Origin of the sequence: Rothia sp. LK2588 (assembly GCF_040946465.1) — a bacterium.
Classification (GTDB): Bacteria; Actinomycetota; Actinomycetes; order Actinomycetales; family Micrococcaceae; genus Rothia.
The window spans coordinates 391,178-416,790 of sequence record NZ_JAYWLS010000001.1 but is presented as its reverse complement, the minus strand read 5'-3'; the positions used below and the strand labels follow the sequence as shown (position 1 = coordinate 416,790).

The window sequence follows — 25,613 nt, the reverse complement described above, 5'->3', positions numbered from 1 at the left end:
ATAATGGCCAGTATGGCTGAAAACAATCAGGGCACAGACACGCCCCGCAACATCAACGTACCCGACCGTCCTGCGCTCGAGGGCCTGGAGCAGAAGCTCGCCCAGCGCTGGGAAGCCGACAAAACCTACGCTTTCAACCGCGAAACCACCCGCGAGAATGTCTACTCCATCGACACCCCGCCGCCGACCGCGTCCGGATCGCTGCACGTGGGCCACATGTTCTCGTACACCCAGACCGACGTCATCGCCCGCTACCAGCGCATGACCGGCAAGAACGTCTTCTACCCGCTGGGCTGGGACGACAACGGCCTGCCCACCGAACGCCGCGTGCAGAACTACTACGGCGTACTCTGCGACCCCGCCGTTCCCTACGACCCCGACTTCACCGCACCCGAAAAGCCGGCGAAGAATCAGCGCGATTGGCCGCGCATTTCCCGCGGGAACTTCATCGAGCTCTGCGAAACTCTGGCCACCGAAGACGAGAAGGTTTTCGAGCAACTGTTCACCACCTTGGGTCTCTCCGTCGACTGGTCGCACACCTACCGCACCATCGACGCCCACTCCCGGAAGGTCTCGCAGCTGGCCTTTCTCAACGACCTGAAGTCCGGCGACGCCTACATGGCCGAAGCCCCGACCATGTGGGACGTCACCTTCCGCACCGCCGTCGCCCAGGCCGAGCTGGAAGACAAAGAGCTTCCCGGCGCCTACCACCGCGTGAGCTTCCACCGTGACAACGGTGAGAAGGTCTGGATCGAGACCACCCGCCCCGAACTGCTTCCCTCCTGTGTTGCGCTGGTGGCTCACCCCGACGACGAGCGTTACCAGCCGCTGTTCGGAACCACCGTCACCTCCCCGCTGTACGGCGTTGAGGTGGAGATCAAGGCACACCCGCTGGCACAACCCGACAAGGGCGCCGGCATCGCCATGATCTGTACCTTCGGCGACACCACCGACGTGACCTGGTGGCGTGAACTGAACCTGCCCACCCGCGCGCTCATTGGCCGCGACGGCCGCTTCTCCCGCGAAATCCCCGAGTGGATCACCAACGCAGAGGGCCGCGCCCGCTACGAGGAGCAGATCGCCGGCAAGACCGTCTTCTCAGCCCAGAAGAACACCGTCGAGATGCTCGCCGGCGAGGGCGAAATGGACGGCGAGCCGAAGAAGATCACCCACCCGGTGAAGTTCTACGAAAAGGGTGATAAGCCCCTCGAAATCGTCGCCTCGCGCCAGTGGTACATCCGCAACGGTGGCCGCGACGCATCCCGCCGCGAGGACCTCATCGCCCGCGGTCGCGAGATCGAGTGGCACCCCACCTTCATGCGCTCGCGCTACGAGAACTGGGTCGAAGGCCTCAACGGTGACTGGCTAATCTCCCGCCAGCGTTTCTTCGGAGTGCCCTTCCCCATCTGGTACAAGCTCGATGCCGAGGGTGAACCCGACTACGAGAACCCGATCCTCCCCGATGAATCCGAACTGCCCGTGGACCCCGCGTCTCAGGCGCCGAAGGGTTACACCGAGCAGCAGCGCGGCGTTGCCGGCGGATTCATCGCCGACCCGGACGTGCTCGACACCTGGGCAACCTCCTCGCTGACCCCGCAGATCGCCACCGGTTGGGCTGTGGACGAAGACCTGCACAAGGTCACCTACCCGATGGATCTGCGCCCGCAGGGTCACGACATCATCCGCACCTGGCTGTTCTCCACCGTGGTGCGCTCGAACTCGCTCGAGAACTCCGTGCCCTGGCGCCACACCGCGCTCTCGGGATGGATTCTCGACCCTGACCGCAAGAAGATGTCGAAGTCCAAGGGTAACGTGGTGGTTCCCAACGACGTGCTCGACAAGTACGGTTCGGACGCCGTGCGCTACTGGGCGGCCTCGGCTCGCCTGGGTGCCGACACCGCCTACGACGAAGGTCAGATGAAGATCGGCCGCCGCCTGGCGATTAAGTTGCTCAACGCGTCCAAGTTCGTGCTGAACCTCGGCGCCACCGAAGACTCGGTGGTTCGTAGCGAGGCCCAGGCCGCCGTGGTCACCAACGAACTCGACCGATCGCTGCTGGCGAAGTTGGCGCAGGTGGTCGAAGAAGCCACCGCAAGTTTCGAGAAGTACGAGTACGCTCGTGCGCTACAGCTGTGCGAGACCTTCTTCTGGTCTTTCACCGACGACTTCGTCGAGCTGATCAAAGACCGCGCCTACGGTTCCCGTGGTGAAGAAGAGCAGGCTTCGGTGCTGGCGGCATTAGCCACCACCCTCGATGCCCTCCTGCGTCTGTTCGCCCCCTTCCTGCCGTTTGCCACCGAAGAGGTCTGGAGCTGGTGGCGCGCCGGTTCGGTACACCGCGCCGAGTGGCCCACTTCTGAGGGCTACCGTGGCATCGCCGAGCAGGCGGACGTTGCCGTATTGCCGACCGTGGGTCTGGCCCTGGGCGGTCTGCGCAAGTCGAAGTCGGAGGCAAAGGTCAAGCAGCGTACCGAGGTCGCGTTCGCAACCATCACTGCCTCCGCCGAGGAAATTGCTCGGATCGAAGCCGGCCTAGCCGATCTAAAAGCCGCCGGTAACGTCCGCGAATTGAATCTCGTCTCCGGCGAGGGCGAACTGACCGTCTCTGACGTCGAACTCGTCACTGACGAGGCGCAATAGACCTCGACCCCGTAGTACCGTCGCCTTTGCCGCGCTCAGGGTTCTCCTGGGCGCGGCAAAAGCGTAACTCGCGCAGAAAGTATCACTCACCCTCATGAATACGCACCGGCCGCCCGGTTATCCCGTGTACCACGGAAGCACCCAAGCAAAACCCACCCAGAGCTATCTGCAGCAGCTGGGTGGCCGCCGCGCCTTCACCGGTTTGTTCGACAAGGTAGCCTTCGTACTCGCCGGTATCGCCTCTATCTGGCTTTCGGTCACCGCACTGATTGTCTCGGTACAGTACGCCTGGTGGGCGGCTCCCCTGGTGCTCATCATCTGGGGCATCTTCGCCTATCTGACCCTGCCGCGCCTGCATCGCATTCTCACCACGCTCTACGTACCCGCATACTTCATTGGACGTGCGCAAACCGCCGACGGCCTACTGGGAGACCCCATTAACCTCGGGTTGCGCGGTGAGTCGGTAGATATCCACCACGCGATGCAAAACGCCGGTTGGCATCTGGCCGAGGACGTCAACCTCTCCAGCTCGTGGAAGATCATCGTCAACACGTTACGCGGGCAACCCTACCCCACAGCACCGGTCTCTCCGCTCTTTCTCTTTGACCGCAAAGAAGACTTCGCCTACCAGCAAGAGGTGGACGGCTCGCCACAGAAACGCCACCACGTCCGGTTCTGGAAGACCCCCTTTGGCTGGCGGCTACCCGGTGGTATTCAGGTGGATTGGCTTGCGGCGGCCACCTTTGACCGCGCCGTGGGGCTCTCACTCTTCACCTTCCAGGTCACCCACAAGATTGACGCCGAGACCGATCTCGAACGCGACTACGTTGTGGACACTGTGACCTTCATGAATCCCACCGCCAAGGTCGAGGTGATCCACGACTTCTCCACCGGTTATCACTCCCGTAACGGCGGTGGCGACTCGATCATCACCGACGGTGACTTGCCTATTCTCGAACTCGACGACATCGTGGAAGAACAACTTGAGATCCCCGACAACGCGCCCGAGTCGAGTTATTCCCACCACCGGCGTCCGTGGGAGCTGGTGAAGAAAGCGCCGCTGTCCGTCATCATGGCCAGCTTCTTCATCTCCATTGTCGCCGTCATTCAGACAAGCATCGCCAGCTACCGGTTGTTTATGCAGCACGAAACCTCGGGCATGAGCTCCATTTCTCGAGAACTCAACGTTGGTCAGGCCGGTGCGTTTTTCTCTGAGTATTCGGACTACGGTTTGATCGGTCTCTTGCTCGGCGCCGCGCTCATCCAGGTGTTCCTGGCCGTTAACGTGGTGCGTGGCAAACGCTGGGCCCGGCACATTATCGTGGTGGTGCTGTTGATCGTTTTCGCATGGACGGCGTGGAGCACATTCTGGGGTGACTTTATGGAGAACGACCTCTACACAGTCTTTGTTCTCATGGCGGCCATGGTCTTCGCGATGTTGGAATTTACCTCAGACGGCGCGGTGAACTACACGCACAACTACAAAAAGGGGTCGATCCGTTCGGACGACTGGCCTGATTAGACGGCCGCACAGACTGATCGCGGGGCACGGGATTCTTCATCCCGTGTCCCGCGTTCTTCTCGTGTAGATCGCTCGGTCAACGCCCTAGTTGCGCCACAAACCGTAGGTCTTCGCCAGTTGCGAGACCTTCTTGGCGCGTGCCAAACGAGGCAGATACGAACCGTCCTTGGGCACAGTATCGGAGTCCAACAACTCGTGAGCCCAACGGATCTCGTCCTCACTCGGAGCCAACAGCCGGTTGATGTGTTCCGTCTGAGCCGGCTTGAGGGTGAGCTTGCCGGTCATGCCGTGCGAGGTCGTCGTGGCACACGCGGTCTCGAGATCGCCCAGATCGTCAGAGAGCGTCGGCCCGTCGATGGGGCCGGGCAACTCGCCCACGCGTGAGGCCAGGACCAGTTGCGAACGGGCATAGGCCAGTGCAATCGGGTCTGCCGAGACACCGGTATCGCGGCGGTAGTCCCCCATGCCAAATGCCAGGCGGAACGTTCCCGGAGCGCGGGCGATATCGACGACGTTCACCATACCCACCGCAGACTCGATAAGTGCGATCACGGGGGTACCGGCCGGCAACATCATGGCGGTGCGAGTCACGTGATCAGGGTGTTCACACATCGCCTGCATCACGCCCAGCAGACCGCTGGCGTTGTTCAGGGCCTCGACGTCCTTCTTCCAATGCTCGGTGTCGATCGCGTTGATGCGAACCCACGCCCGCAGGTTGCCGTTGAGCAGACGCACCAGCTTCTCGCGGGATTCGTCCTTGAGATCTTCGGGAGTGCCGTCCTCTAAATCTATAATGACGGAGTCGGCCTCAGACTCCAGTGCCGCCGCAATGTCGTCTTCACTGGTGGCCGCCGAAACGAGCAACCACGAACGGGAAACTCGTGAGGGCAGGGAGGCGGCGCGTTCGTTGCGATGGAAAGTGGGCATAGGGGTACCTCGGTGTGGGTGGATTAATGATTAGAGAAATTCGGGGCTGACGTCGTTGCGGGTACGCTTCAGTTCGTAAAAACCGGGGTACTTTGCCAACGCCACCGCGCCGTCGAAGACCTGTCCGGCTTCTTCTCCCGTCGGCGCTTTGGAAAGTACGGGGCCGAAGAACGCGGTGTCATCCAGCGATACGATCGGCACACCGACGTCGTCGCCCACCTTCTGCAGACCGGCATCGGTGGACGCCTGAAGCTTCTCATCGAGGTCGTCCGTCTCGGCGTTATCGATCAGGTCGGCAGGAAGACCGGTTTGATCCAAGGCACCCGCCAAAGCGTCGCGGTAGTCGTTATCTTTCTTCGACTCGTTATGAATCAGGCGACCCAGCGCGAAGTAAAACTCTTCGAGCTTCTCGGGGAACTGCTCGGCCACCGCCATGGTGACCCGAGGAACGCCTACGGTGCGGTTGATGTGTTCCCGATAGGAGGACGGCAGGTCTCGGCCATCGTTGAGCTGAAACAGCGAGAAGGGACGCCAGGCCACCTCGATATCGCGGACCTTGGTCACCTCTTTCATCCACTGGGCAGTTACCCAGGTCCAGGGGCAGGTGGCGTCGAACCAGAATTCAACCTGTGCTGTGGTGCTCATGAAATGCTCCTTAGTCGCGCGGCATTGTTGAGTTACAGCCATTGTAACGATGCACTTTTGGCATCTATTCCGCAGCCAACCGTTTAGGCGGTTTTCTTCTCAGATTCCTGTTCCGCCAAGACCAACACCGGTTCTTTCTCACCGCGGACGACGGCATCATCGATCACCACGGCGGCCACATCAGTGCGTGAAGGGATATCGAACATGACCGGTTGCAACAGTTCTTCCATGATGGAACGAAGACCGCGGGCACCGGTTTCTCGTTCCATCGCCAGATGGGCTATAGCCGAAAGAGCCGTGTCTTCAAAGACCAAGTCGACGTTGTCGATGGCAAACATCCGCTTATATTGCTTGACCAATGCGTTCTTCGGTTCGGTCAGCACGCGGGTGAGATCTTCGGCATCTAATTCATCGAGGGTCGCAAGCACAGGCAGACGGCCGATGAATTCGGGGATCAATCCGAACTTGAGGAGGTCCTCGGGCATGAGCTTTTGCAAAACGTGGTGATCACGCGAGACGTTTTCGATGCTGGCACCGAAACCAATACCCTTACGGCCCACGCGGGATCCGATGATTTCTTCTATACCCGCGAACGCACCGGCAACGATAAAGAGGATGTCTTTGGTGTCGATATGCAGGAAGTCTTGTTGCGGGTGTTTACGGCCGCCCTGCGGGGGCACGGCGGCCACGGTACCTTCGAGGATTTTCAGGAGCGCTTGTTGCACGCCCTCTCCCGAGACGTCTCGGGTGATGGAGGGGTTATCGGCCTTGCGCGAGATCTTGTCGATCTCGTCGATATAGATAATGCCCCGTTGCGCTTTGTGGATGTCACCATCGGCAGCTTGGATGAGTTTGAGCAGGATGTTCTCGACGTCCTCACCCACGTAACCGGCTTCGGTGAGGCTCGTAGCGTCGGCCACCGCAAAAGGCACGTTGAGTTTCTTGGCGAGGGTCTGCGCGAGATAGGTTTTACCGGAACCTGTGGGACCCACCAGCAAAATGTTCGATTTGGCGATCTCTACGTCTTCACCCTCGGCGGCGATGAGCTGATTCGCCTCGGTCACGGGAGACTCCATGGCCCGGATGCGCTTGTAGTGGTTGTAGACCGCCACGGCCAGCGCGCGTTTGGCATGATCCTGCCCTATCACGAATTGCTCGAGGTGGGCGTGGATCTCTACGGGGGTAGGTAACTCTTCTGTGACGTTGAGGTCTTTGACTTCAGCCAGTTCTTCGTCGAGGATCTCGTTGCACAGCTCAATACACTCATCACAAATGTAGATATTGGGGCCAGCGATGAGCTTGCGAACCTGTTTTTGATTCTTCCCGCAGAAAGAGCACTTGAGAAGCTCGGAGGTTTCTCCCATTCTCGCCATGCGATCCTACCCTTCTAGCGACCGGATACAAGCACTAGGCTACCCCGAGAACCCTGTGCAACCAATTATTGAGTCAACCGAAGAGAAATCTATGTCTAAATTCATCTGCGGTTCATATCGAGTGTAAGACGGAGCGAGCGCCGCCGGCGATGCTGGCTGCGCTCGCTCCCCCACACAAGAAATGTTCAGAGCAACTTCCGAGTGTTAGTCGGCCTTGTTGATCTTGGGCTTGTTGGCCTTGCGCGACTCCAGCACCTGATCGACCAATCCGAATTCCTTAGCGGCTTCGGCGGTGAGGATCTTGTCGCGCTCGATGACCTTGTCGACTTCCTCAAAGGTCTTGTTGGAGTGCAGGGCCAGGGTCTGAGCGGTCCACTCGCGCATGCGCATGACCTCGTTGGCGTGGATTTCAATATCCGATGCCTGGCCACCCTGTTGCCCGGCCAGTGCGGGCTGGTGGATGAGGACGCGCGCATTCGGCAACGCCAGACGCTTGCCGGGGGTGCCGGCTGCGAGCAGGACCGAAGCGGCGGAAGCTGCCTGGCCCAGGCACACGGTCTGGATCTCGGGGCGGATGTACTGCATGGTGTCGTAGATGGCAGTCATCGCGGTGAACGAACCGCCCGGCGAGTTGATGTAGAGGGTAATGTCGCGATCCGGATCCTGCGATTCGAGCACCAGCAGCTGGGCCATGATGTCGTCGGCGGAGGCGTCGTCGACCTGGGTGCCCAAGAAAATGATGCGGTCCTCGAAGAGCTTGGCGTAGGGATCCTGACGCTTGTAACCGTAGGGAGTGCGTTCCTCGAAGCTGGGTAGCACGTAGCGGTCGGTCGGCATCACCGGAGCGGTCGCATGGGGATTGAAGTTCATGGAATTAATTCCTCACGTAGAAGTCTGTGGTTCAGCTGCTTACTTTGACGATCCGACGTTCACACCGGCGGTGGTCGCAATGTGGTCGAAGAAGCCGTATTCCAGGCCCTCTTCAGCGGTGAACCAGTTGTCGCGGTCGTTGTCACGCAGGATGGTTTCCAGCGTCTGACCGGTGCGCTCTGCGGTGATCTCAGACAGGCGCTTCTTCATGTCTAGAATCAGCTCCGCCTGGGTGCGGATATCGGAGGCGGTGCCGCCGATACCGCCGGAAGGCTGATGCATCAGGATGCGTGCGTTCGGGGTGGCGTAGCGCTTGCCCGGTGCCCCTGCGGTCAGCAAGAACTGGCCCATGGAGGCGGCCATACCGGTTACCACGGTCACCACGTCATTGGGGATCAACTGCATAGTGTCGTAGATAGCCATGCCCGCGGTCACCGAACCACCGGGTGAGTTGATGTAGAGGTAGATATCCGCCTCGGGATCTTCTGCCGAGAGCAACAACATCTGAGAGCAGATGCGGTTGGCGTTTGAATCTCGCACCTCGGAGCCCAACCAAATGATGCGTTCCTTCAGCAGGCGGGTGTAGATGTAATCGTCTTGGCTACCCATCTGGGTTTCCATGGTCGGCTGACCCGATGCCGAGAACTGCGGGAGCGGCAGAGTGTTAGTCATCAGTACTTCTTCCTCTCGAGGTTGTGCGGAAAGTTCGCTTTCCACCTCAGAAATTTTCGGTTAGTAGAAGATTATCCAATCCAGCGTGGGCTCGGGGCAAAGTTCACGTACAACGAAAGCCGGTCACTTCACCGATCAGTGGTAGCAGGCCATCGGTCCCCGTGAAGTTTCGATGACTTCGATGGGAGTATTGAAGATTTCGGTGAGAATGCGCTCGTCCATCACTTGTGCGGTGGGACCATGCTCCACCACGCGGCCGTCTTTCATCGCGCAGATGTGATCCGCGTAGCGTGCGGCGAAATTGATGTCATGAAGTACCACGATAATTGTGCGATTAAATTCCTCCGCCGCGTGTGCCAGGTGCTGCATCATCTGCACCGAATGCGAAATATCGAGATTGTTCAGCGGCTCATCTAGGAGCACGTACTCGGTTTCTTGAGCCAGCACCATCGCGACGTAGGCACGTTGCCGCTGCCCTCCAGAAAGCTCATCGAGATAACGATGCTCCAGTGCCTTGAGATTAAAGAAGTCAATGTAGCGGGAGACGATGTCTTCGTCCTGCCGTGTGAGCCGTCCCTGTGAATAGGGGAAGCGGCCGAAGCCGACCAGCTGCCGCACGGTGAGCTTGGTGACGAAATGGTTCTCCTGTTTGAGGATCGAGATGATCTTGGCGAGATCCTTCGACTTGGTGGTCGCCACGTCATAACCGGCCACCTCGATCACGCCCTCGTCGATCTGCAAGAGGCGTCCGATCATGGTGAGCATCGTCGACTTTCCTGCACCGTTCGGGCCCACGAGCGCGGTGATGCCACCGCGGCTCAGTTGCAGATCAACCGGGCCGATGCGGGTTTCAGAACCGTAAGATTTCACAACGTTGTGCAGAGTGATCACAGGGATCCCTTTCGCAAGATGACGGCGAGGAAGACCACCGCGCCGACCAGTTCGATGATGACGCTCACCACGCCCTGGGCGTCGAAGACGTGGTACATGAGGAAGTAAGAGATGGTGAGCACCATATAGGCCATCAAGCCCGACATTGGCAACAAATAGCGGTGGTCATAGGTATCGGCGAACTGATACGTCAGCATCGCCACCAAGAACCCCAAAAAGATCATGGGGCCCACCAATGCAGTGGAGACAGCGGTGAGCAGCGAGACGATCACGAGCACCAGTATCGAAATGCGGCGGTGGTTGACGCCTAGATTTTCGGCGACGTCCCGCCCCAGGCTGAGCACATTGAGTTGTTTACTGAGCACGAACAACCCGATGGTTGCCAGGGCAACAATCGGTAACGCGATGGGATAGTATTCGGCGTCTGCATTATTGACCGATCCGAAGAGGCGCGCCGTCAACACGTCGAATTCAGACGGTGTGAGCATGCGTTGCATGAAGGTTGAGATAGAGCCCAGTCCCCCGCCGATGATGATGCCCACGAGAAGCATCACGTGCATATTGGCGTGTTTACCCGTCAGTAACCAGCTATAGAGCAAGAGCGAGAATCCAACCATCAAGGCCAGTTGAACGAGAAACATCGTGAGGTTGCGTGATTGCAAAATTCCTGCCACGCCAAAGAAATACACCGTACCGGTGTGCAGGGCGGTATAGAGGGATTGAAAGCCCATTACACCCGGGGTGAGGATCTTATTATTCGTCACGGTCTGAAAGGCAATCGTGGCCATAGCTTGGCAGACGGCCACCACCGCCATCGCGATGACGGCCTCACCACGGCGCTCAGCGATGAGCCAAAAACGGCGGGTACCGAAGGGCATGGGGTTGGCGTAGGCGAGCAACCCGAAGGTCGCCAATACCGCCAGCGCCACGAGCACGCCCATGACCAGCCAGTACCGACGGCGCGATCGGGTCGAACCGAAAGACCCGGCCCCACGCACATCGCGGACGCTGGCGACGTCTTCTCGAGCTGCCCCATGCGGAAGCCGAAAGATGTTAGCGGCTGACACGGTGGCGTCCTTTCAGCAGGAGGGTGATGAATACTATCGCGCCCACAATGCCCAGGATCACGGAAACAGGCATCTCGAACGGGGCAATGACGACGCGGGCCAACAGGTCACAGACCGTGACCACCGCGATACCGGCCAGGCACACCCAAGGCAGATTGGATCGCATGTCGTCACCGCGGAGCATGCTCACCAGGTTGGGAACGATGAGCCCGAGGAATGGCAACATACCCACCACGACCGTGACCACGCCGGTAGCGAGTGCAATGAGGGCCGTACCCACCAATACAATCTGCTGATAGTTGACCCCGAGGTTCGTGGCGTATTCCTCGCCCAAGCCGGCCAGCGTCAGACGGTCGGCAATCACGTAGACACCGGCGACAACCGCAAGCACGATCCAGAGCACCTCGTACTGACCCTGGTAGACGGAGGTGAAGCTGCCGGCGAACCACACGCTCAGGCTCTGCAACATGTTGGTGTAGAGCGCAAAAAAAGTGGAAATTGCGCTGACCACCGTACCGAGCATGATGCCGACGATGGGCACCACCAGCGAGGAGCGCAACGAGACGCGGCGGAGGAAGAGAAAGAAGATCATCGCGCCGATGAATGCGAACCCCACCGCCGCGATCATCTTGGACATGATCGAGGCTGAGGGAAAGAAGAACATCATCAGCATCAGACCCAGGCCGGCCCACTCGGTGGTGCCGGTGGTGGTGGGTTCCACGAAGCGATTCTGAGTCAAGAGTTGCATCACCAACCCCGACATCGCCATCGCGGCGCCGGAAAGCACCAGCGCCACCGTTCGCGGCACTCGACTGATGGCGAACATCTCCGCACCAAATTCGGAGGAAAAGATGTCGAACTCACCGGTCAGCAGGGATGCTGCCAACAGGGCCACGACGAGGGCGCTGGCACCCGCCAGCGCCCACCCATTGCGACGGGTTCTCATGGATTAAGCCTTTTCGAAAGCGTCTTTCATAGAGGTCAACACCTCGGTGTAGGTGATGATGTTTTCGTTGTAGTAGGTGTCTGCCGGAGCCACAACGATATTACCCTTCTTCACCGCAGTGACGTTTTTCAGCGCCTCGCTGTTCATAATGACCTCTTTGGCGGGAGTTACGTTGGGGTCCTTCGACACCGCAGCGTCACGGTCCAGCACCAAGATCCAATCGGGGTTTGCCTTGGCGATGGCCTCAACGCTGATGTCATCGCCTTCGTGATCGTCGCTGGCGTTCTCTACTTGCAGTGCCGGGGTGAGGTTCAGCTCGTCAAACAGCGGCCCGAAGAAACGGCCTTTGCCCGGGGCGATATAGCCCATTTCTCCGCCGGACACATTGATCGCGATGACTTTTTGCTGAGGATCGTAAGCTTTCTTGGCGGCCTCCGTGGCCTGATCGAGGTCTGAGACCAACTGCTTGGCGTCGTCCTGCTTACCGAAGACCTCGCCCAGAGCGGTGGTGTGGCGCTTCAGCTCGGGGAGCATCGGTTCGCCGTCACGGGGTTCGAACTCCAGGAGGGTGGCCTCGGGGTTGAGCTCTTGGATGTCTTTGTAGTGCTGGGAGAATCGTTGGCCGTTGAGGATGACGTCGGGTTCGGCGGAGGCGAGCGCTTCGAGGTCGGGTTCGCGGTGGGTTCCCAGATCAACGATGTTTTGATCGTTCTTAATACCGGGGATGGTGGTGGGCACGAGTTGCTTGGGTGCTGCCACCACGTCCACTCCCCACTTGTCGACAAGTTCGAAGGAGCGGTTATCGGTGACTGCCGCGGCCTTCACGGGCGCCTGCACGTCGTGGGTGCCGAAGTTGTCTTCGACGGATACGGTCTTGCTGTTCTCGGCCTGGGCCGCGCTCGAGGACGAGGCGTCACCGCCTTCGGTGTTGTTGGACGATGCGCCGCAACCGCTGAGGGTCAGGACGCCGATCACAGCGAGTGCGGAGAGTGTGTGAGGAATGCGCTTCATGGGGATTTCCGTCCGGTAGTTACGTGTTGCTTAGGTGTGATGAAGGTATACCTAAGTACAGGGTACTGAACGGGCACAGGTCTGACAAATTAGAACATATTTATTTTGCGTATTGATATTTGCGATTCTATCAGTGGATACAAAAACTCCCCCACGTCATGAGACGCAGGGGAGTTTTTAGTTGCTACTGGAGAGTAACCGAAGCTTACTCAGCAGACTTGTCCTCGGATTCCTCGGAAGCACCCAGGTACTTGGAGAGGTCAACGGTCTGACCGTTGGAGTCCTTGACTTCTGCCTTCTCGATCACGGCAGCAAGAGCCTTGGAACGACGAACCTCGCCGACCATCAGACCAGCCTGGCCGGAGCCGTCCAACATCTGTGCGAACTGGTTCGGGTCCATACCGTACTGCTGCGACATGGTGATGATGTAGTCGATCAGCTCAGACTGCTCAACGCCGATTTCTTCCTTCTCAGCGATGGCGTCGAGCACCATCTCGTTCTTGAACGCGGTCTCAGCCTGCTCGCGAACTTCGTTGCGGTGCTCGTCGGTGTCGTGGCCCTCTTCAGCGTTGGGGTTGTTGAAGTGCTGGTTGAGCTGCTCGTCGATAACCTTCTGCGGAACCTCGATCTCGACCATTTCAACAAGCTTCTCGAGAACCTTGTCGCGTGCCTCGGCACCCTGCTCGGCCACCTTGGACTCAGCAGCCTGCTTCTTCAGGTCTTCCTTGAGCTCGTCGATGGTGTCGAACTCAGATGCCAGCTGAGCGAAGTCGTCGTCAGCCTCGGGGAGCTCGCGCTCCTTGACAGCGGTCAGTTCAACCTTGACGGTTGCCTGCTCGCCGGAGTGCTCGCCGCCTGCCAGTTTGGTTTCGAAAGTAGCGTCCTCGCCAGCCGAAAGACCCTCGAGAGCCTCGTCCAGACCTTCCAGCATGGTGCCTGCGCCAACCTGGTACGACAGGTCGTTAGCGGCGTCTACCTCTTCGCCGTCGATCGAGGCGTTGAGGTTGATGGTCACGAAGTCGTCGGTCTTTGCCGGACGATCAACGGTCTTCAGGGTGCCGAAGCGCGAACGCAGGGCATCCAGAGCCTTCTGCTCGTCTTCTGCGGTCACCTCGGTAGCGGCGACCTCAACCTTGATGCCCTCGTAGTCGGGCAACTCGATCTCGGGGCGAACGGTGACCTCGATGGTCAGCTTGATGTCGTTCTCGCGAGCGTTTTCCTCAGGCTTCTGCTGGATGTCCAGTTCGGGCTGAGCCAGCGGGGTGAGGTCGTTCTCGGCCAGGGCCTGCTGGTAGTACTCGTTCAGGCCTTCGTTGAGGGCGTTCTCGACAATGAAGTCGAAACCGGCGCGCTGTTCGATCAGTGCGCGGGGAGTCTTGCCCTTGCGGAAGCCGGGTACCTGAATCTGCTCTGCCAGCTGCTTGTAGGTGCGGTCCAGGTAAGTCTTGAACTCTGCGAAAGGAATCTCGACATCAATCTTTGCGAGAGTCGGATTGAGCTTCTCGACGGCAGTCTTCACGTCCGTTGATCTCCTGATAAATAGTGTTGGTACTCCCCCGCCGAACACGGCGGAGAGTATTTCTAGGTCTCGGGCTTATGATAAAGCAAAACCCGCCGACTGATGCGGCGGGCTCTGCTTACTCATGTCGGGGTGACAGGATTCGAACCTGCGATCTCCTGCTCCCAAAGCAGGCGCGTTAGCCAAGCTACGCCACACCCCGCAGAATGCCGCGAACATCAGAAGTCTACCGGCTCAACGGTGATTTGCCCATTTTTAGGGCTATTTACCTCGCTACGGTGCGTCTTCTCACGCTTGCGGTCACTGAACCGATAAAGGCTCAGATACACGCATTCCCCGGTTGAAGAACCGGGGAATGGCGACAATGAGGGGATGACGGGAATCGAACCCGCGTAATCAGTTTGGAAGACTGAGGCTTTACCATTAAGCTACATCCCCAATGCTTTACGCATCGATGGCGTCCCAGCAACTTGGGACTTCTATAGTAAACACAACGGCGCCTGTGGTTGTCAAATCGACCCCAGACCACACCGCATCTCAGTGCTGGCAGCCTGGGCACCAATAGACTTTTCGCTGCGCCATCTCGCCCATTTGAATCTTTTCGCCACACCGTAGACAGTCGAAACCCTGGCGATGATAGACGTAGTGGGCGTGTTCAGGCCAAGCATTCTCCAGCGCAATTCCGGGCCGGTGAAGATCATCCGTGGTCACGATCTTGCCCAGCTGCACGCCGATTTCTAGAAGCCTGCGATTATCCACCCAGAGACTCTGCAGCTGATCCGCCGTCAGCGATGCCGAGGGGCGATGCGGGTCAATCCCCTGCCGGAAGAGTGACTCGGCGCGGAAAATATTGCCCACCCCGGAGATCACCTTCTGGTCCATCAGCACGACACCGATGGGCCGCCGCGTGCGCGAGGCAGCGTCATAGAACCGCTGAGGATCGGCGTCCTGATTCAGCGGATCCGGGCCCAACGTCGCGCGGACGTCGGCGACCTCGTTCTCGGCGAGCACGCGGCAGACCGTGGGACCGGTCAGGTCCGCCCACCCGTGCTCACCGACCACGCGCAGGCGCACGCTCGGTCGTGGGTCAGGCAATAGTCCCTCTGCGAGATCGACGGTCGTATGTGCACTATCCCGTTCGCGCTCGCCGATCGTGCGTGGCGCCCCGATGGAGGACGCCGCGGCGAAGGTTTCATCGCCGCCAAACGTCCAGGCCCCGTAGATGCCGAGATGAACGTTGAGGTGCAGGCCGTGTTCAAAACGCACAAAAAGATGCTTGCCGTGCGCGAAGGCCTCCTCGAGAATCAACCCGTCAATCAATTCTGCGCCCTCAGCGAAACGCCCCTGAGGGCTTCTCGCTGCCAAAGTTTGCCCGGCGAAAAGATCGTTGAACTGAATCGCCAGGCGGTGAATCGAGTGGCCCTCGGGCATGGCCTTAGTTCACACCGTCAATTTGCTTGCCGGCGATTGCCCCGGTGTTCTCGTATTCACCCATCTGAGCGATGCGGCGGGAATGGCGCTCTTCATCGCTGAAGGGAGTTTCGAGGAAAGTCTTGATGATGGTCAGCGCCTCTTCAAGGCTGTGCTGGCGGCCACCCACCGCGACCACCTGGGCGTCGTTATGCTCACGGGCCAGCGCGGCAGTCGACTCATTCCAGGCCAGGGCGGCGCGAATGCCCTTGACCTTATTGGCGGCCATCTGCTCGCCATTGCCCGAGCCGCCCAGCACAATACCGAGCGAGTCCATGCCCTTCTCTCGATCAGCCTTGACCGCCAGGGCCGCGTTGATGCAGAAGCTGGGGTAATCATCCACCGGGTCGTACTCGGCCGGGCCGTGATCTACCATCTCGTATCCGGCCTCGGTCAATTTCTCAATAAAAAAGCGGCTCATCTCAAGACCTGCGTGGTCGGTGGCAATGTGTACGCGCACGGGGCTCCCCCTCAACGGTTGATAACTTTAGACTCCCTCACCATTATCACGTAAAGACGCATCATGACTGAAGGCATTTTCGAATAGGCACTTCGGCTACTAATGTTTGTACCAATTACTATTGTCTGCATCACGTTGAATCGCGGCGAACAGTGGCGTTCCCACCGATAGTAGGCACCGTCTTCATGAAAGGAATCCCATGCCAGGGCTCAATCTCACCCGCCAAGAAGCCGAAGACCGCGTAGCAGAGATCAGCAGGGTACACTCCTACACGCTGCGCATCGACCTCACCGGTGACGAAAAAACTTTCCGCACCCACGCCGAGATCCGTTTCGATGGCACCGAGGGGGCCGAAACCTTCATCGACGCCATCACCGAGACGGTGCACAGTATCGAACTCAACGGCGAACAGCTCGACACCACCCTGGCCGATGGCGAACGCATCAAGTTGCCGAAACTGGCCAGCACCAACACGCTGGTGATCGACGCCGACTTCCGCTACACCAATACCGGTGAAGGCCTGCACCGCTTCGTCGATCCCGTCGATCACGAGGTATACCTCTATTCCCAATTCGAAGTTCCTGATTCCCGACGGGTCTACCCCGTCTTCGAACAACCCGACCTCAAAGCGGAATTCGAATTCATCGTCACGGCACCGGAACACTGGAACGTGATCTCCAATCAGCCGGAAACCTCGGTCGAAAAATCTGGGAACAGCGCAACCTGGCATTTCAAGCCCACCCCGCGCATCTCGTCCTACATCACCGCCCTCATCGCCGGCCCCTATGAAAAAGTCACCTCATCGCTGACCAACTCCGAAGGTCGCGACATCGCACTGGGTGTCTTCGCCCGCAAGTCACTCATGCAGTACCTCGATGCCGACGACATCTTCGAGCTGACCCGGCAGGGATTCGAATTCTACGAAGAGCAATTCCATACCCCCTACCCCTTCGAAAAGTATGACCAACTTTTCGTACCCGAGTTCAACGCCGGCGCCATGGAAAACGCCGGGGCCGTCACCTTCTTGGAAAACTACATCTTCCGCTCCAAAACCACCGAGGCGCTCATCGAACGCCGCGCGATCACCGTTCTGCACGAACTGGCCCACATGTGGTTCGGCGACCTGGTCACCATGAAATGGTGGAACGACCTCTGGCTCAACGAATCCTTCGCCGAGTTCATGTCTACCCTGGCAGCCGCCGAAAACACCCGCTTCGGCCCCCACGCCTGGGCCACCTTCTCCGCCTCCGAGAAATCCTGGGCCTACCGGCAAGACCAGCTCTCGTCGACCCACCCCATCGTCGCCGAAATCCGCGACCTCAACGACGTGCAAGTCAACTTCGACGGCATCACCTACGCCAAGGGAGCCTCCGTGCTACGCCAGATGGTCGCCTGGGTAGGCCAGGATAACTTCATGGCCGCGCTGAAGAAGTACTTCGACAAGCACTCCTGGGGCAACACGGTGCTCACCGACCTCATCACCGAGCTGGAAGAAACCTCGGGACGCGACGTCACGGCCTGGTCGGTGAAATGGCTGGAGACCGCCGGGGTGAACACCCTCACCACCGAGGTCACCGAACAAGACGGCGTCATCACCGAGCTCAACATCCGCCAGACCTACCCCGAGGGCTTCGAGACCCTCCGCCCGCACCGCCTCGTTGTCGGTTTCTACGACATGAAGGGAGAGCAGCTCACCCGCACCGCCCGCTACGAATTGGACGTCGACGGGGAGCTCACCACCGTCACCGAGGCAGCCGGCGCCAAGCGTCCTGACCTCATCTTGGTCAACGACGAAGACCTCGCCTTCGCCAAGATCCGCCTGGACGAAACCAGCCGCAACACCGTCATCGAGCACCTGGGTCAGCTCGACTCCCCCGTGGCCCGCGGAGTCGCCTGGGGATCCCTCTGGGACACCGTGCGCGACGCCGAGATGCCCGCACGCGACTATGTGGATCTCGTGCTCAACAACATCGGTGCCGAGACCAACTCCACCGCCGTCCGAGTACAGTTGGCACACCTGAAAACCACGTTGCACTCCTACATCGCCCGCGATGACGCCGAACGCATCCGCCTCGCCGCCGTCGATCGTCTCTGGGACATCGCCCGGCAAGCCGAGGCCAACTCAGACAACCAGTTGCAGTTCGTGCAGACCTTTGCGGCGCTCGCAGAGTCCCCTTCGCAGCTGGACGCGGTGCAGGGTCTCTACGAGGGCACCCAAACCCTCGACGGCCTCAAGATCGACACTGACCTGCGCTGGCAGCTGGTTGCCTCGCTGGCCGCCGGTGGGCGACTGAGCGCCGAAGACATCGCAGCCGAGTTGAAGAAAGACAATACGTCCAACGGCCAGCAAGCCGCCGCCCTGGCCACCGCGGCCATCCCCACCGAACAGGCCAAGCGGCAGGTGTGGGAAGACGTGGTGGTCAACGACTCGTTGTCGAACACGGTTCAGCGCGCGGCCATTACCGGGTTCTCCAACGGCCATAACGAGGCGCTACTTGAACCCTACGTCGAGAAATACTTCGAATCGATCGAGCAAATCTGGCGCGAGCGGAGCCACGAGATTTCCACGACCATCATCTCCGGCCTCTACCCCACCCAGCGCACCCAGCGCCTGCTGGAACGCACCGAGAAGTTCTTGGCAGCTCTGCCGGAGGACGCCGGCGCCCTCTATCGCCAGGTGGCCGAGGCTCGCGACGACCTGGCTCGCGCGCTCAAGGTACAGGCGGCGGACCGCTAAGAGAGCAATGTCAGATCAACCTCACACCCCGCAGTCGCCCAGCTCACCTGCTCCAAGTTTTTACGAGCAGGTGGGCGGGGCGCCCGTCTTCGAAAAATTGTGCCGGGTCTTCTACGAACAGGTCGCCGCTGACCCTGAGTTCTCGGCGATGTATCCCGAGGAAGACCTCGCGCCTGCCGAACGACGGCTACGGATGTTTCTCGAACAGTATTGGGGTGGTCCCGGTACTTATCAGGCCGAACGCGGCCACCCCCGCTTGCGCATGCGGCACGTCCCTTTCGCGATCGGGCCCAAGGAACGAGATACCTGGCTGAAGTACATGCGGGTTGCGCTGGACTCTTGTCAGTTGTCTCCCCTGCACGACGCCATGATGTGGGATTATTTCGAGAGGGCCGCCCACGCGATGCAAAACCGCAGTTCATAACCGCGGCTAGGTAACGCGTGATGAATCCTAATGCCCCCGCCCGGTTTTCACCAGAACATAACCGGCGGGGGCGTTGAGCCGTAGCCAGTTTTCGCTCTTGAGCACGCGGATCGGGCCCGCTATATCACGCGGCAAGAACCCGAAGATCTCACAGGCTAGCGCTACCGCTCGGGGAAGCTGTGCCGGTTCGGAGTCTGCGTTATTGAAGCCACCCATCGGTTCGGACCATACGCGGTTGCGCACGGTCGACACCACGGCCGCACCGGGGTTGTCTGGTAGGGCCCGGGCCACCTCGTCCATGCCTGAGCGCGCAACACCGCGAAGGTCCTCGGCGCCGATCTCGCCGCACGGCACCCATCCGGACGCCGGTGGTCGCGTGCCTGCCCAGGCCACGTTCATCAGCGGGCCGGGAAGGTGAATATCGAGTTTCTGCTGGTCAGCTACTGACTGAAGCGACAGCTCGAGGGCCCGCGCGTCCACCACCGTGTCTATTTCGGGCGAAGAACTGAGGGGTACGGCGCGCATCGCCAGAACGGTGGGTGCGGTATCGAGCAGGTTCTGTGGCGAAATCACATTGGCGAAGACGCCCAACGCTCCCGGCGCGGAACTCAACCGCAGCGCGGCTTGAGGATTGAAACTCCGGGCGCGACGGATAAAAATCATGACATCGCGTAGAGTTCGCTCGTTATCAAGCACTAACCGCTCCGCTGAAGGAGTTAACGCAGATTCATCTCGGGGCATAATTCACCTTTTCGTCGCGAAGTTACTACCAGCCTACCGCTTGTATGAGAAAGTAAAGTATGGCTGAAAATTTTGACCCTACCGATGAAGAAGCATGCGGTAAACAGGCCGTGGACGCCCTGAAACGGATGCTTTCGCTACAAGAACTCAGCGAAGAATCCGGCGAACAGCGCTTCACGGCCCAAACCCTCAATCGAGAATCTCCCCGTATTTACGGCGGGCAGGTCTTGGCTCAAGCCATCATGGCCGCCTCGCACGCGGCCCCCGTCGACCGCCCCATCCATTCCATTCACGGCTACTTTCTGCGCCCCGGTGACATCGATCAAGAGCTCACCCTGGGAGTTCAACATCTCAACGATGGTCGTTCGTTCTCGACCCGGCGGGTGCAGGCTTACCAGGATCAACAACCGATCTTTTCAGCTATCGCTTCGTTCCAAGAAGCGGCCAAGGGGCCTGAGCATTCCAGCCCCATGCCTCAGGGCCTACCGTCGCCGGAGTCTCTTCCCAAGGTCTCCGATCTCGTGGGGCACGTGCCGTTGCCGATTGCGCGCGCGATCTCCTATGAGCGTCCTTTCGACCTGCGGCACGTGGAGGAGCCGCTGTGGTTGAGCGCAGACCCTGACAAGTCACCCACCACTTCGGTGTGGTTCAAAACCTTCGACGCTCTACCGGACGACCCCACCCTGCACAAAGCCGCCATCGCCTACGCCTCGGATTACCTTCCCGTTGAACCTGGTCTTCGCGCGCATGGGAAGCATTGGTTGGAACAGGGAATGAAGGTCGCCTCGTTGGATCACGCGATGTGGTTCCACCGCCCCGCTCGCGCCGACGAGTGGTTGCTGTACGTGCTCGATTCCCCCAGCGCCCAGGACGCGCGGAGCTTGGCCACCGGAAAGATTTTCACCGCCGAGGGTGATCACGTGGCGACGGTCGCTCAGGAAACGATGTTGCGTTTACCGGAATATCGCGAGGTCATTCTTTAAAGTTCTTGTTGAAGCTCAAAGGGGGCGAAACCTTCAATCGAAGGTTTCGCCCCCTGTGCTATGCGAACCGAGTCAATGGACGGCGCAAGCGCCGACTGTCCCATTCGTCAGGCTCTTGTGCTCTCGCGCGCTCGAGCCCGCCTGGCTCATCGAGTCAGTTTGCGGTGATGGAGCGTGATTTTCCGAGCGAGCGAGGAACCTAAAATCACGCGGAATGGGAACCGCGAAACCGACGAGCGTTAGCGAGTCAGTTTGCGGTGAACCACACGGCGCGGCTTCGCGGCCTCGGGGCCGAGTCGCTCTACCTTGTTGGCTTCGTAGGATTCGAAGTTACCCTCGAACCAGTACCACTTGTCGGGCTGCTCGTCGGTACCCTCCCACGCGAGGATGTGGGTGGCGACTCTGTCGAGGAACCAGCGGTCGTGGGAGACCACGACGGCGCAACCGGGGAAGTCCAGGAGCGCATTCTCGAGCGAGGTCAGGGTTTCGACATCGAGGTCGTTAGTCGGTTCGTCGAGGAGCAGGAGGTTGCCACCCTGCTTCAAGGTCAACGCGAGGTTGAGACGGTTTCGCTCACCACCGGAGAGCACACCGGCCTTCTTCTGCTGGTCGGGCCCCTTGAATCCGAACGCCGAGACATATGCGCGTGAAGGCATTTCGACCTGGCCCACCTGGATATAGTCCAAACCGTCAGAGACGACTTCCCAGAGGTTTTTTTCGGGATCGATGTTGGTTCGGTTCTGGTCAACGTAGGAGATCTTGACGGTTTCGCCGATCTTCAGGTTGCCGCCGTCCAATTCTTCGAGACCGACGATGGTCTTAAACAGGGTAGACTTACCGACACCGTTGGGGCCGATCACACCCACGATGCCGTTGCGGGGCAGGGTGAAGGAAAGACCGTTGATGAGCGAGCGTCCATCGAAGCCCTTCTGCAAATTTTCGGCTTCGATGACCACGTTACCCAGGCGGGGCCCCGGCGGGATCTGGATTTCTTCGAAGTCCAGCTTGCGGGTCTTCTCCGCCTCAGCCGCCATCTCTTCGTAGCGGGCCAGACGGGCCTTCGACTTGGTCTGACGACCCTTGGAGTTCGAGCGCACCCAGTCGAGTTCCTCGGAGAGTCGCTTAGCCAGCTTGGCGTCTTTCTTACCCTGAACTTCGAGACGAGCGCGCTTCTTCTCGAGGTAGGTCGAGTAGTTACCCTCGTACGGGTAGAGGTTGCCGCGGTCGACTTCGGCGATCCATTCGGCCACGTGGTCGAGGAAGTAGCGGTCGTGGGTGATGGCGATGACCGCGCCTTCGTAGGACTGCAGGTGCTGCTCGAGCCAGAGCACAGACTCTGCGTCTAGGTGGTTGGTGGGCTCGTCGAGCAATAGCAGATCGGGTTTCTGCAGGAGGAGCTTACACAGCGCGACGCGGCGACGTTCACCACCGGAGAGGTGGGTGACGGGCATGTCTCCGGGAGGGCAGCGCAGGGCATCCATCGCCTGTTCCAGCTGGGAGTCGATGTCCCAGGCGTTGGCGTTGTCGATGACTTCCTGCAGCTTGCCCATTTCTTCCATGAGCGCATCGAAGTCCGCATCGGGGTTAGACATCTCTTCGGAGATCTCGTTGTAGCGAACGATCTTCGAGTAGATCTCGCCCACGCCTTCTTGGACGTTGCCGAGCACGGTTTTTTCTTCGTTCAGCGGCGGTTCCTGCAGGAGGATGCCCACGGTGTATCCATCAGAAAGACGGGCTTCGCCGTTGGAGGGGGTATCGAGGCCGGCCATGATTTTCAGGATGGTGGACTTACCGGCACCATTGGGGCCGACCATACCGATCTTTGCGCCGGGGAAGAACGACATCGAGACGTCGTTGAGGATGACTTTGTCGCCCACAGTTTTGCGAGCTTTGCTCATCGTGTAAATAAATTCAGCCATGTCTACTAGGCTACCGTCTTCCTGCACCAGCCCAAAGTGCATGAGATGCTGCAACGGGTGAACTTGAGCCCAATGATCAAGGTGTGTTCACGGAGTGATCGAGGTGAAGGACGGAGGGTGTCAATTCTCCCGCTTCTCCCCCTGCCGTGCAGTCGTCACTGATTGATATTCGACATTTACAGCTTACCTGTTGAATTTGTTCAAATCTCAAATTTCTTGTCAGCCAGATCACCCAGGTAACTGTAAGGAGGCTTTACGATATTCTTCGGCTCTCCACGAGCCATCCCCTACCCCCAACAAAGGACAGACAATGAAGTCGTCAAAGTTGCTCGCAGCGCTTGCCCTGATTCCATTTGCGCTGACGGCATGTGGATCTCAATCAACTTCGAGCCCATCCACCACATCCCCATCAGCATCTTCTACCACTTCGACTGTGGCCACTGAGTCACCGTCACCCACAGCCTCAGAGAGCTCGTCCCCTTCGCCCTCGGCGACGCCGTCGCATTCTCCCACCAGCGAAGAGGCCGTACCGCTGGAGAAGGAAAAGAACGCTGCAACGGTCGTCTCGAAAGATACGGCAGCATCTTCTGATTCCCAGGCTGCGATCGAAAAACTGAACAGCCTTGAAGTTAAGGGCCGTGCCCCGAAGACGGGTTACAACCGCTCGCAGTTTGGCCAGGCCTGGGCAGACGTTGACCACAATGGTTGCGACACCCGCAATGACATTCTTCGACGAGACCTCACGTCCATTACGGTCAAGCCGGGAACCCAAGGATGCAAAGTCATGTCCGGCGTGCTCGATGATCCCTACGTTCCGCATACGATTCAGTTCAAGCGCGGTAAGGACACCTCGGACGACGTTCAGATCGATCACGTGGTTTCGCTCTCGGACGCGTGGCAGACCGGCGCACAGGCCATCTCTGCAACAGATCGTGAGCAGTTCGCCAACGACCCCATGAACCTCTTGGCGGTCGATGGACCGGCCAACCAGGCGAAGGGCGACGGGGACGCGGCGACCTGGCTTCCCAATAACAAGGAGTTCCGTTGCACCTACGTCTCCAAGCAGATCGACGTTAAGGCCAAGTACCACCTGTGGGTGAAGGAAGCCGAAAAGCAGGCGATGATCGACACCCTGAAGAACTGCGGTGCCGTCTTGCCTGAGAAGACAGCTGCCCCCGCCCCAGTAGCACCCAAGCCGACCCAAGAGGCCCCCGCACCCACCCCTGCGCCTGTGAAGGAAGCTCCGGCTCCTGCTCCCGTTGAGCAGGCGCCTGCACCCGCTCCCATAGCACCCGCTCCGGTTCAGCAGGCACCGGTCGCCCCTGCACCGGCTCCCGTAGCACCCGCTCCGGTTCAGCAGGCTCCTGCCGCCAGCCCGTTCCCGAACTGTGCAGCAGCTCGCCAGGCAGGTGCCGCTCCGCTGTATGCAGGTCAGCCTGGGTATGCCCTCAAGCTTGATCGCGACCGTGACGGCGTAGCCTGCGAGTAAAAGGTTACCGATTCAGCGACCAGTAATGACCCCGGCCGTCTACCCGACCGGGGTCATCCGTTTAAAGACCGCCTATGTCAAATAAACAGACGCAGAGAAGCGATGAGTTTCCGCCTCTTCCTAAAACGGTGCCTGTGAACTGGACCGCCCACCGAACTCGGGATCCAGCTCCGGTTCGTCGGCATTAGCGTGGTCCTCGATCTCCTTCAGGTCACTATCGCTGACGGAGTCACCCTTCGATTCGTCGGTGGTGGCAGAATCCCTAAACGTAATGGGTGCGGACGCTGACTGCTCTTGCTGATTCTGTTGCCCCTCCAAAACCGAACCGGTTCTCTCATTCGCTCCACCGGTCTGCACTGCCCTATTGAACGAGGATGACCCGAGGTTTAGATCATGACCAATGGCAGTCGCGTCAATCTCAGCGGTTGTTCCTTTGCGACCGTCGTTGCTCTCCCACTGCTTGATATTCAGCCGGCCGGTGACGATGACGGGCTGCCCCACAAAAAGACTCTGTGCCGTGTGCTGAGCGAGGTTGCGATAGGCATTGACGGTAAACCAGTTCGTACTGGCCTCGCGCCACACGTTCTGGGCAGCGTCATACCAGCGCGGGGTCGATGCCAATCGAAAGTTGGTGGCCTGGGCCCCCGAGGGCAACGTGTTGAGGTGCGGGGAGGTCGCGACGAAACCTCGGACAGTGATCGGATCAGACATGGTGCTCTCCTTTTCGAGCTCAGAAATGATGTGCACCTTCAGCCTGACAAACCACATCTGCTCATGGGGGTTCAGGAGCCGAAATTGTGGATAAAGAAGAGCAAATTCCCCTGTCATGATCACCTGCGTACAGTGAGTCGGGGCATCCACAGCCCCCAATGTCCACAAACTGGCGCTATAAAGGGTAGGCAGGCTGCAATCTGGGCAGATTTCTCACGCATAAAAACGATGTCAGAAGTGCGTAATCCCGCCGGAACGTGTACATTAATTCCTGAACGCACACCTCACCATGAGGTGTTGACGCTTCGACCATCATCCCGCCCATGCGGGGTGCGCCGAGGGCCGGATCCTTGAGGGGATCCGGCCCTCGGTGTTTAACCCACGCTGACGTAATCTGACGCCGAGCCTGTCCCACCGTGCGTGATGGAATATTTCGGACAAGAAACTGATTCACATTCGGGAACCATTAGATGACTTGGGCGTTTTTTGGTGGGTATTGAGAAAGCCGGTCTGACTGTTTTTGCTTGTCAGACCGGCTTTTGTGCGCCCCAGGAGGGAGTCGAACCCCCGACCAAGAGATTACAGGGCATTATGTT

21 protein-coding genes and 2 tRNA genes are annotated in these 25,613 nt (G+C 59.3%); 6 read left to right on the top strand and 17 right to left on the bottom strand.

Annotated elements, in window-relative coordinates; translation table 11 throughout:
- The first annotated feature begins 12 nt into the window (after positions 1-12).
- Positions 13-2,640, top strand: a complete 2,628-nt coding sequence (gene valS, locus VVR12_RS02010) for a valine--tRNA ligase (protein WP_368549441.1) — start codon at positions 13-15, stop codon at positions 2,638-2,640.
- 94 nt (positions 2,641-2,734) lie between these two features.
- Positions 2,735-4,162, top strand: coding sequence for an LssY C-terminal domain-containing protein (locus tag VVR12_RS02005; protein WP_368549440.1), 1,428 nt, complete (start codon positions 2,735-2,737; stop codon positions 4,160-4,162).
- An 84-nt stretch (positions 4,163-4,246) separates the two neighbouring features.
- Here the strand turns inward: VVR12_RS02005 and VVR12_RS02000 are convergent, their stop codons facing one another.
- From VVR12_RS02000 to VVR12_RS01935, 14 genes are all read right to left on the bottom strand, one after another.
- Complete coding sequence (locus VVR12_RS02000; protein WP_368549439.1) at positions 4,247-5,089, bottom strand: CoA ester lyase; 843 nt, start codon at positions 5,087-5,089, stop codon at positions 4,247-4,249.
- Positions 5,090-5,119: 30 nt separating this feature from the next.
- The gene (locus tag VVR12_RS01995; RefSeq protein ID WP_368549438.1) at positions 5,120-5,734 is read right to left on the bottom strand and encodes a DsbA family protein; all 615 of its coding nucleotides are present in this window, start codon (positions 5,732-5,734) and stop codon (positions 5,120-5,122) included.
- An 83-nt stretch (positions 5,735-5,817) separates the two neighbouring features.
- The gene (clpX, locus tag VVR12_RS01990; RefSeq protein ID WP_368549437.1) at positions 5,818-7,107 is read right to left on the bottom strand and encodes an ATP-dependent Clp protease ATP-binding subunit ClpX; all 1,290 of its coding nucleotides are present in this window, start codon (positions 7,105-7,107) and stop codon (positions 5,818-5,820) included.
- 204 nt (positions 7,108-7,311) lie between these two features.
- Complete coding sequence (locus VVR12_RS01985) at positions 7,312-7,977, bottom strand: ATP-dependent Clp protease proteolytic subunit (RefSeq protein ID WP_368549436.1); 666 nt, start codon at positions 7,975-7,977, stop codon at positions 7,312-7,314.
- Between the two features lie 39 nt (positions 7,978-8,016).
- Positions 8,017-8,649 (bottom strand): ATP-dependent Clp protease proteolytic subunit, encoded by a 633-nt coding sequence (locus VVR12_RS01980; RefSeq protein ID WP_409349867.1) that lies wholly within the window; start codon positions 8,647-8,649, stop codon positions 8,017-8,019.
- 135 nt (positions 8,650-8,784) lie between these two features.
- The gene (locus VVR12_RS01975; RefSeq protein ID WP_368549435.1) at positions 8,785-9,540 is read right to left on the bottom strand and encodes an ABC transporter ATP-binding protein; all 756 of its coding nucleotides are present in this window, start codon (positions 9,538-9,540) and stop codon (positions 8,785-8,787) included.
- The gene (locus tag VVR12_RS01970) at positions 9,537-10,607 is read right to left on the bottom strand and encodes an iron chelate uptake ABC transporter family permease subunit (protein WP_368549434.1); all 1,071 of its coding nucleotides are present in this window, start codon (positions 10,605-10,607) and stop codon (positions 9,537-9,539) included. The genes VVR12_RS01975 and VVR12_RS01970 overlap by 4 nt, the downstream gene beginning before the upstream one ends.
- Entirely contained in the window at positions 10,594-11,553 is a 960-nt protein-coding gene (locus VVR12_RS01965) for an ABC transporter permease (protein ID WP_368549433.1), read from the bottom strand. The genes VVR12_RS01970 and VVR12_RS01965 overlap by 14 nt, the downstream gene beginning before the upstream one ends.
- Positions 11,554-11,556: 3 nt before the next feature.
- The gene (locus VVR12_RS01960) at positions 11,557-12,564 is read right to left on the bottom strand and encodes a siderophore ABC transporter substrate-binding protein (RefSeq protein WP_368549432.1); all 1,008 of its coding nucleotides are present in this window, start codon (positions 12,562-12,564) and stop codon (positions 11,557-11,559) included.
- Between the two features lie 205 nt (positions 12,565-12,769).
- Positions 12,770-14,083 carry a trigger factor gene (tig, locus tag VVR12_RS01955; protein ID WP_368549431.1) on the bottom strand — a complete coding sequence of 438 codons (1,314 nt, stop codon included), beginning with the start codon at positions 14,081-14,083 and terminating at the stop codon, positions 12,770-12,772.
- 127 nt (positions 14,084-14,210) lie between these two features.
- Positions 14,211-14,285: transfer RNA gene (locus VVR12_RS01950), tRNA-Pro, on the bottom strand.
- Positions 14,286-14,450: 165 nt separating this feature from the next.
- Positions 14,451-14,521 (bottom strand) — tRNA-Gly (locus VVR12_RS01945).
- Between the two features lie 99 nt (positions 14,522-14,620).
- Complete coding sequence (locus VVR12_RS01940) at positions 14,621-15,514, bottom strand: Fpg/Nei family DNA glycosylase (protein ID WP_368549430.1); 894 nt, start codon at positions 15,512-15,514, stop codon at positions 14,621-14,623.
- A 4-nt stretch (positions 15,515-15,518) separates the two neighbouring features.
- Entirely contained in the window at positions 15,519-16,013 is a 495-nt protein-coding gene (locus VVR12_RS01935) for a ribose-5-phosphate isomerase (RefSeq protein ID WP_368549429.1), read from the bottom strand.
- Between the two features lie 199 nt (positions 16,014-16,212).
- Here VVR12_RS01935 and pepN point away from each other — a divergent pair, with 199 nt between their 5' ends.
- Both pepN and VVR12_RS01925 read left to right on the top strand, forming a co-directional pair.
- Positions 16,213-18,750: an aminopeptidase N gene (gene pepN / locus VVR12_RS01930; RefSeq protein ID WP_368549428.1), complete on the top strand. Its 2,538-nt coding sequence runs from the start codon at positions 16,213-16,215 to the stop codon at positions 18,748-18,750.
- Positions 18,751-18,757: 7 nt separating this feature from the next.
- The gene (locus VVR12_RS01925) at positions 18,758-19,174 is read left to right on the top strand and encodes a globin (protein WP_368549427.1); all 417 of its coding nucleotides are present in this window, start codon (positions 18,758-18,760) and stop codon (positions 19,172-19,174) included.
- Positions 19,175-19,201: 27 nt separating this feature from the next.
- Here the strand turns inward: VVR12_RS01925 and VVR12_RS01920 are convergent, their stop codons facing one another.
- A complete protein-coding gene (locus VVR12_RS01920; RefSeq protein ID WP_368549426.1) occupies positions 19,202-19,870 on the bottom strand; it encodes a hypothetical protein in 669 nt (222 codons plus the stop codon).
- 104 nt (positions 19,871-19,974) lie between these two features.
- Here VVR12_RS01920 and VVR12_RS01915 point away from each other — a divergent pair, with 104 nt between their 5' ends.
- On the top strand, positions 19,975-20,898 hold the full coding sequence (locus VVR12_RS01915) for an acyl-CoA thioesterase (protein WP_409349866.1): 924 nt from the start codon (positions 19,975-19,977) through the stop codon (positions 20,896-20,898).
- 239 nt (positions 20,899-21,137) lie between these two features.
- On the opposite strand, the gene ettA is transcribed toward VVR12_RS01915, so the two are convergent.
- Complete coding sequence (gene ettA, locus VVR12_RS01910) at positions 21,138-22,817, bottom strand: energy-dependent translational throttle protein EttA (RefSeq protein WP_368549425.1); 1,680 nt, start codon at positions 22,815-22,817, stop codon at positions 21,138-21,140.
- 433 nt (positions 22,818-23,250) lie between these two features.
- Here ettA and VVR12_RS01905 point away from each other — a divergent pair, with 433 nt between their 5' ends.
- Positions 23,251-24,306, top strand: a complete 1,056-nt coding sequence (locus VVR12_RS01905) for a DUF1524 domain-containing protein (protein WP_368549424.1) — start codon at positions 23,251-23,253, stop codon at positions 24,304-24,306.
- Positions 24,307-24,426: 120 nt separating this feature from the next.
- On the opposite strand, the gene VVR12_RS01900 is transcribed toward VVR12_RS01905, so the two are convergent.
- On the bottom strand, positions 24,427-25,017 hold the full coding sequence (locus tag VVR12_RS01900; protein WP_368549423.1) for a single-stranded DNA-binding protein: 591 nt from the start codon (positions 25,015-25,017) through the stop codon (positions 24,427-24,429).
- Positions 25,018-25,613 lie beyond the last annotated feature (596 nt).

Excerpts from the sequence above, each read along its gene's own strand:
- VVR12_RS01985 (WP_368549436.1), bottom strand. The coding sequence starts at position 7,977 with ATGAACTTCAATCCCCATGCGACCGCTCCGGTGATGCCGACCGACCGC.
- VVR12_RS01915 (WP_409349866.1), top strand. The coding sequence starts at position 19,975 with ATGGCTGAAAATTTTGACCCTACCGATGAAGAAGCATGCGGTAAACAG.
- VVR12_RS01995 (WP_368549438.1), bottom strand. The coding sequence starts at position 5,734 with ATGAGCACCACAGCACAGGTTGAATTCTGGTTCGACGCCACCTGCCCC.
- VVR12_RS01965 (WP_368549433.1), bottom strand. The coding sequence starts at position 11,553 with ATGAGAACCCGTCGCAATGGGTGGGCGCTGGCGGGTGCCAGCGCCCTC.
- VVR12_RS01925 (WP_368549427.1), top strand. The coding sequence starts at position 18,758 with ATGTCAGATCAACCTCACACCCCGCAGTCGCCCAGCTCACCTGCTCCA.
- valS (WP_368549441.1), top strand. The coding sequence starts at position 13 with ATGGCTGAAAACAATCAGGGCACAGACACGCCCCGCAACATCAACGTA.
- clpX (WP_368549437.1), bottom strand. The coding sequence starts at position 7,107 with ATGGCGAGAATGGGAGAAACCTCCGAGCTTCTCAAGTGCTCTTTCTGC.
- VVR12_RS01960 (WP_368549432.1), bottom strand. The coding sequence starts at position 12,564 with ATGAAGCGCATTCCTCACACACTCTCCGCACTCGCTGTGATCGGCGTC.
- VVR12_RS02005 (WP_368549440.1), top strand. The coding sequence starts at position 2,735 with ATGAATACGCACCGGCCGCCCGGTTATCCCGTGTACCACGGAAGCACC.
- ettA (WP_368549425.1), bottom strand. The coding sequence starts at position 22,817 with ATGGCTGAATTTATTTACACGATGAGCAAAGCTCGCAAAACTGTGGGC.
- VVR12_RS01900 (WP_368549423.1), bottom strand. The coding sequence starts at position 25,017 with ATGTCTGATCCGATCACTGTCCGAGGTTTCGTCGCGACCTCCCCGCAC.
- VVR12_RS02000 (WP_368549439.1), bottom strand. The coding sequence starts at position 5,089 with ATGCCCACTTTCCATCGCAACGAACGCGCCGCCTCCCTGCCCTCACGA.
- VVR12_RS01940 (WP_368549430.1), bottom strand. The coding sequence starts at position 15,514 with ATGCCCGAGGGCCACTCGATTCACCGCCTGGCGATTCAGTTCAACGAT.
- VVR12_RS01980 (WP_409349867.1), bottom strand. The coding sequence starts at position 8,649 with ATGACTAACACTCTGCCGCTCCCGCAGTTCTCGGCATCGGGTCAGCCG.
- pepN (WP_368549428.1), top strand. The coding sequence starts at position 16,213 with ATGCCAGGGCTCAATCTCACCCGCCAAGAAGCCGAAGACCGCGTAGCA.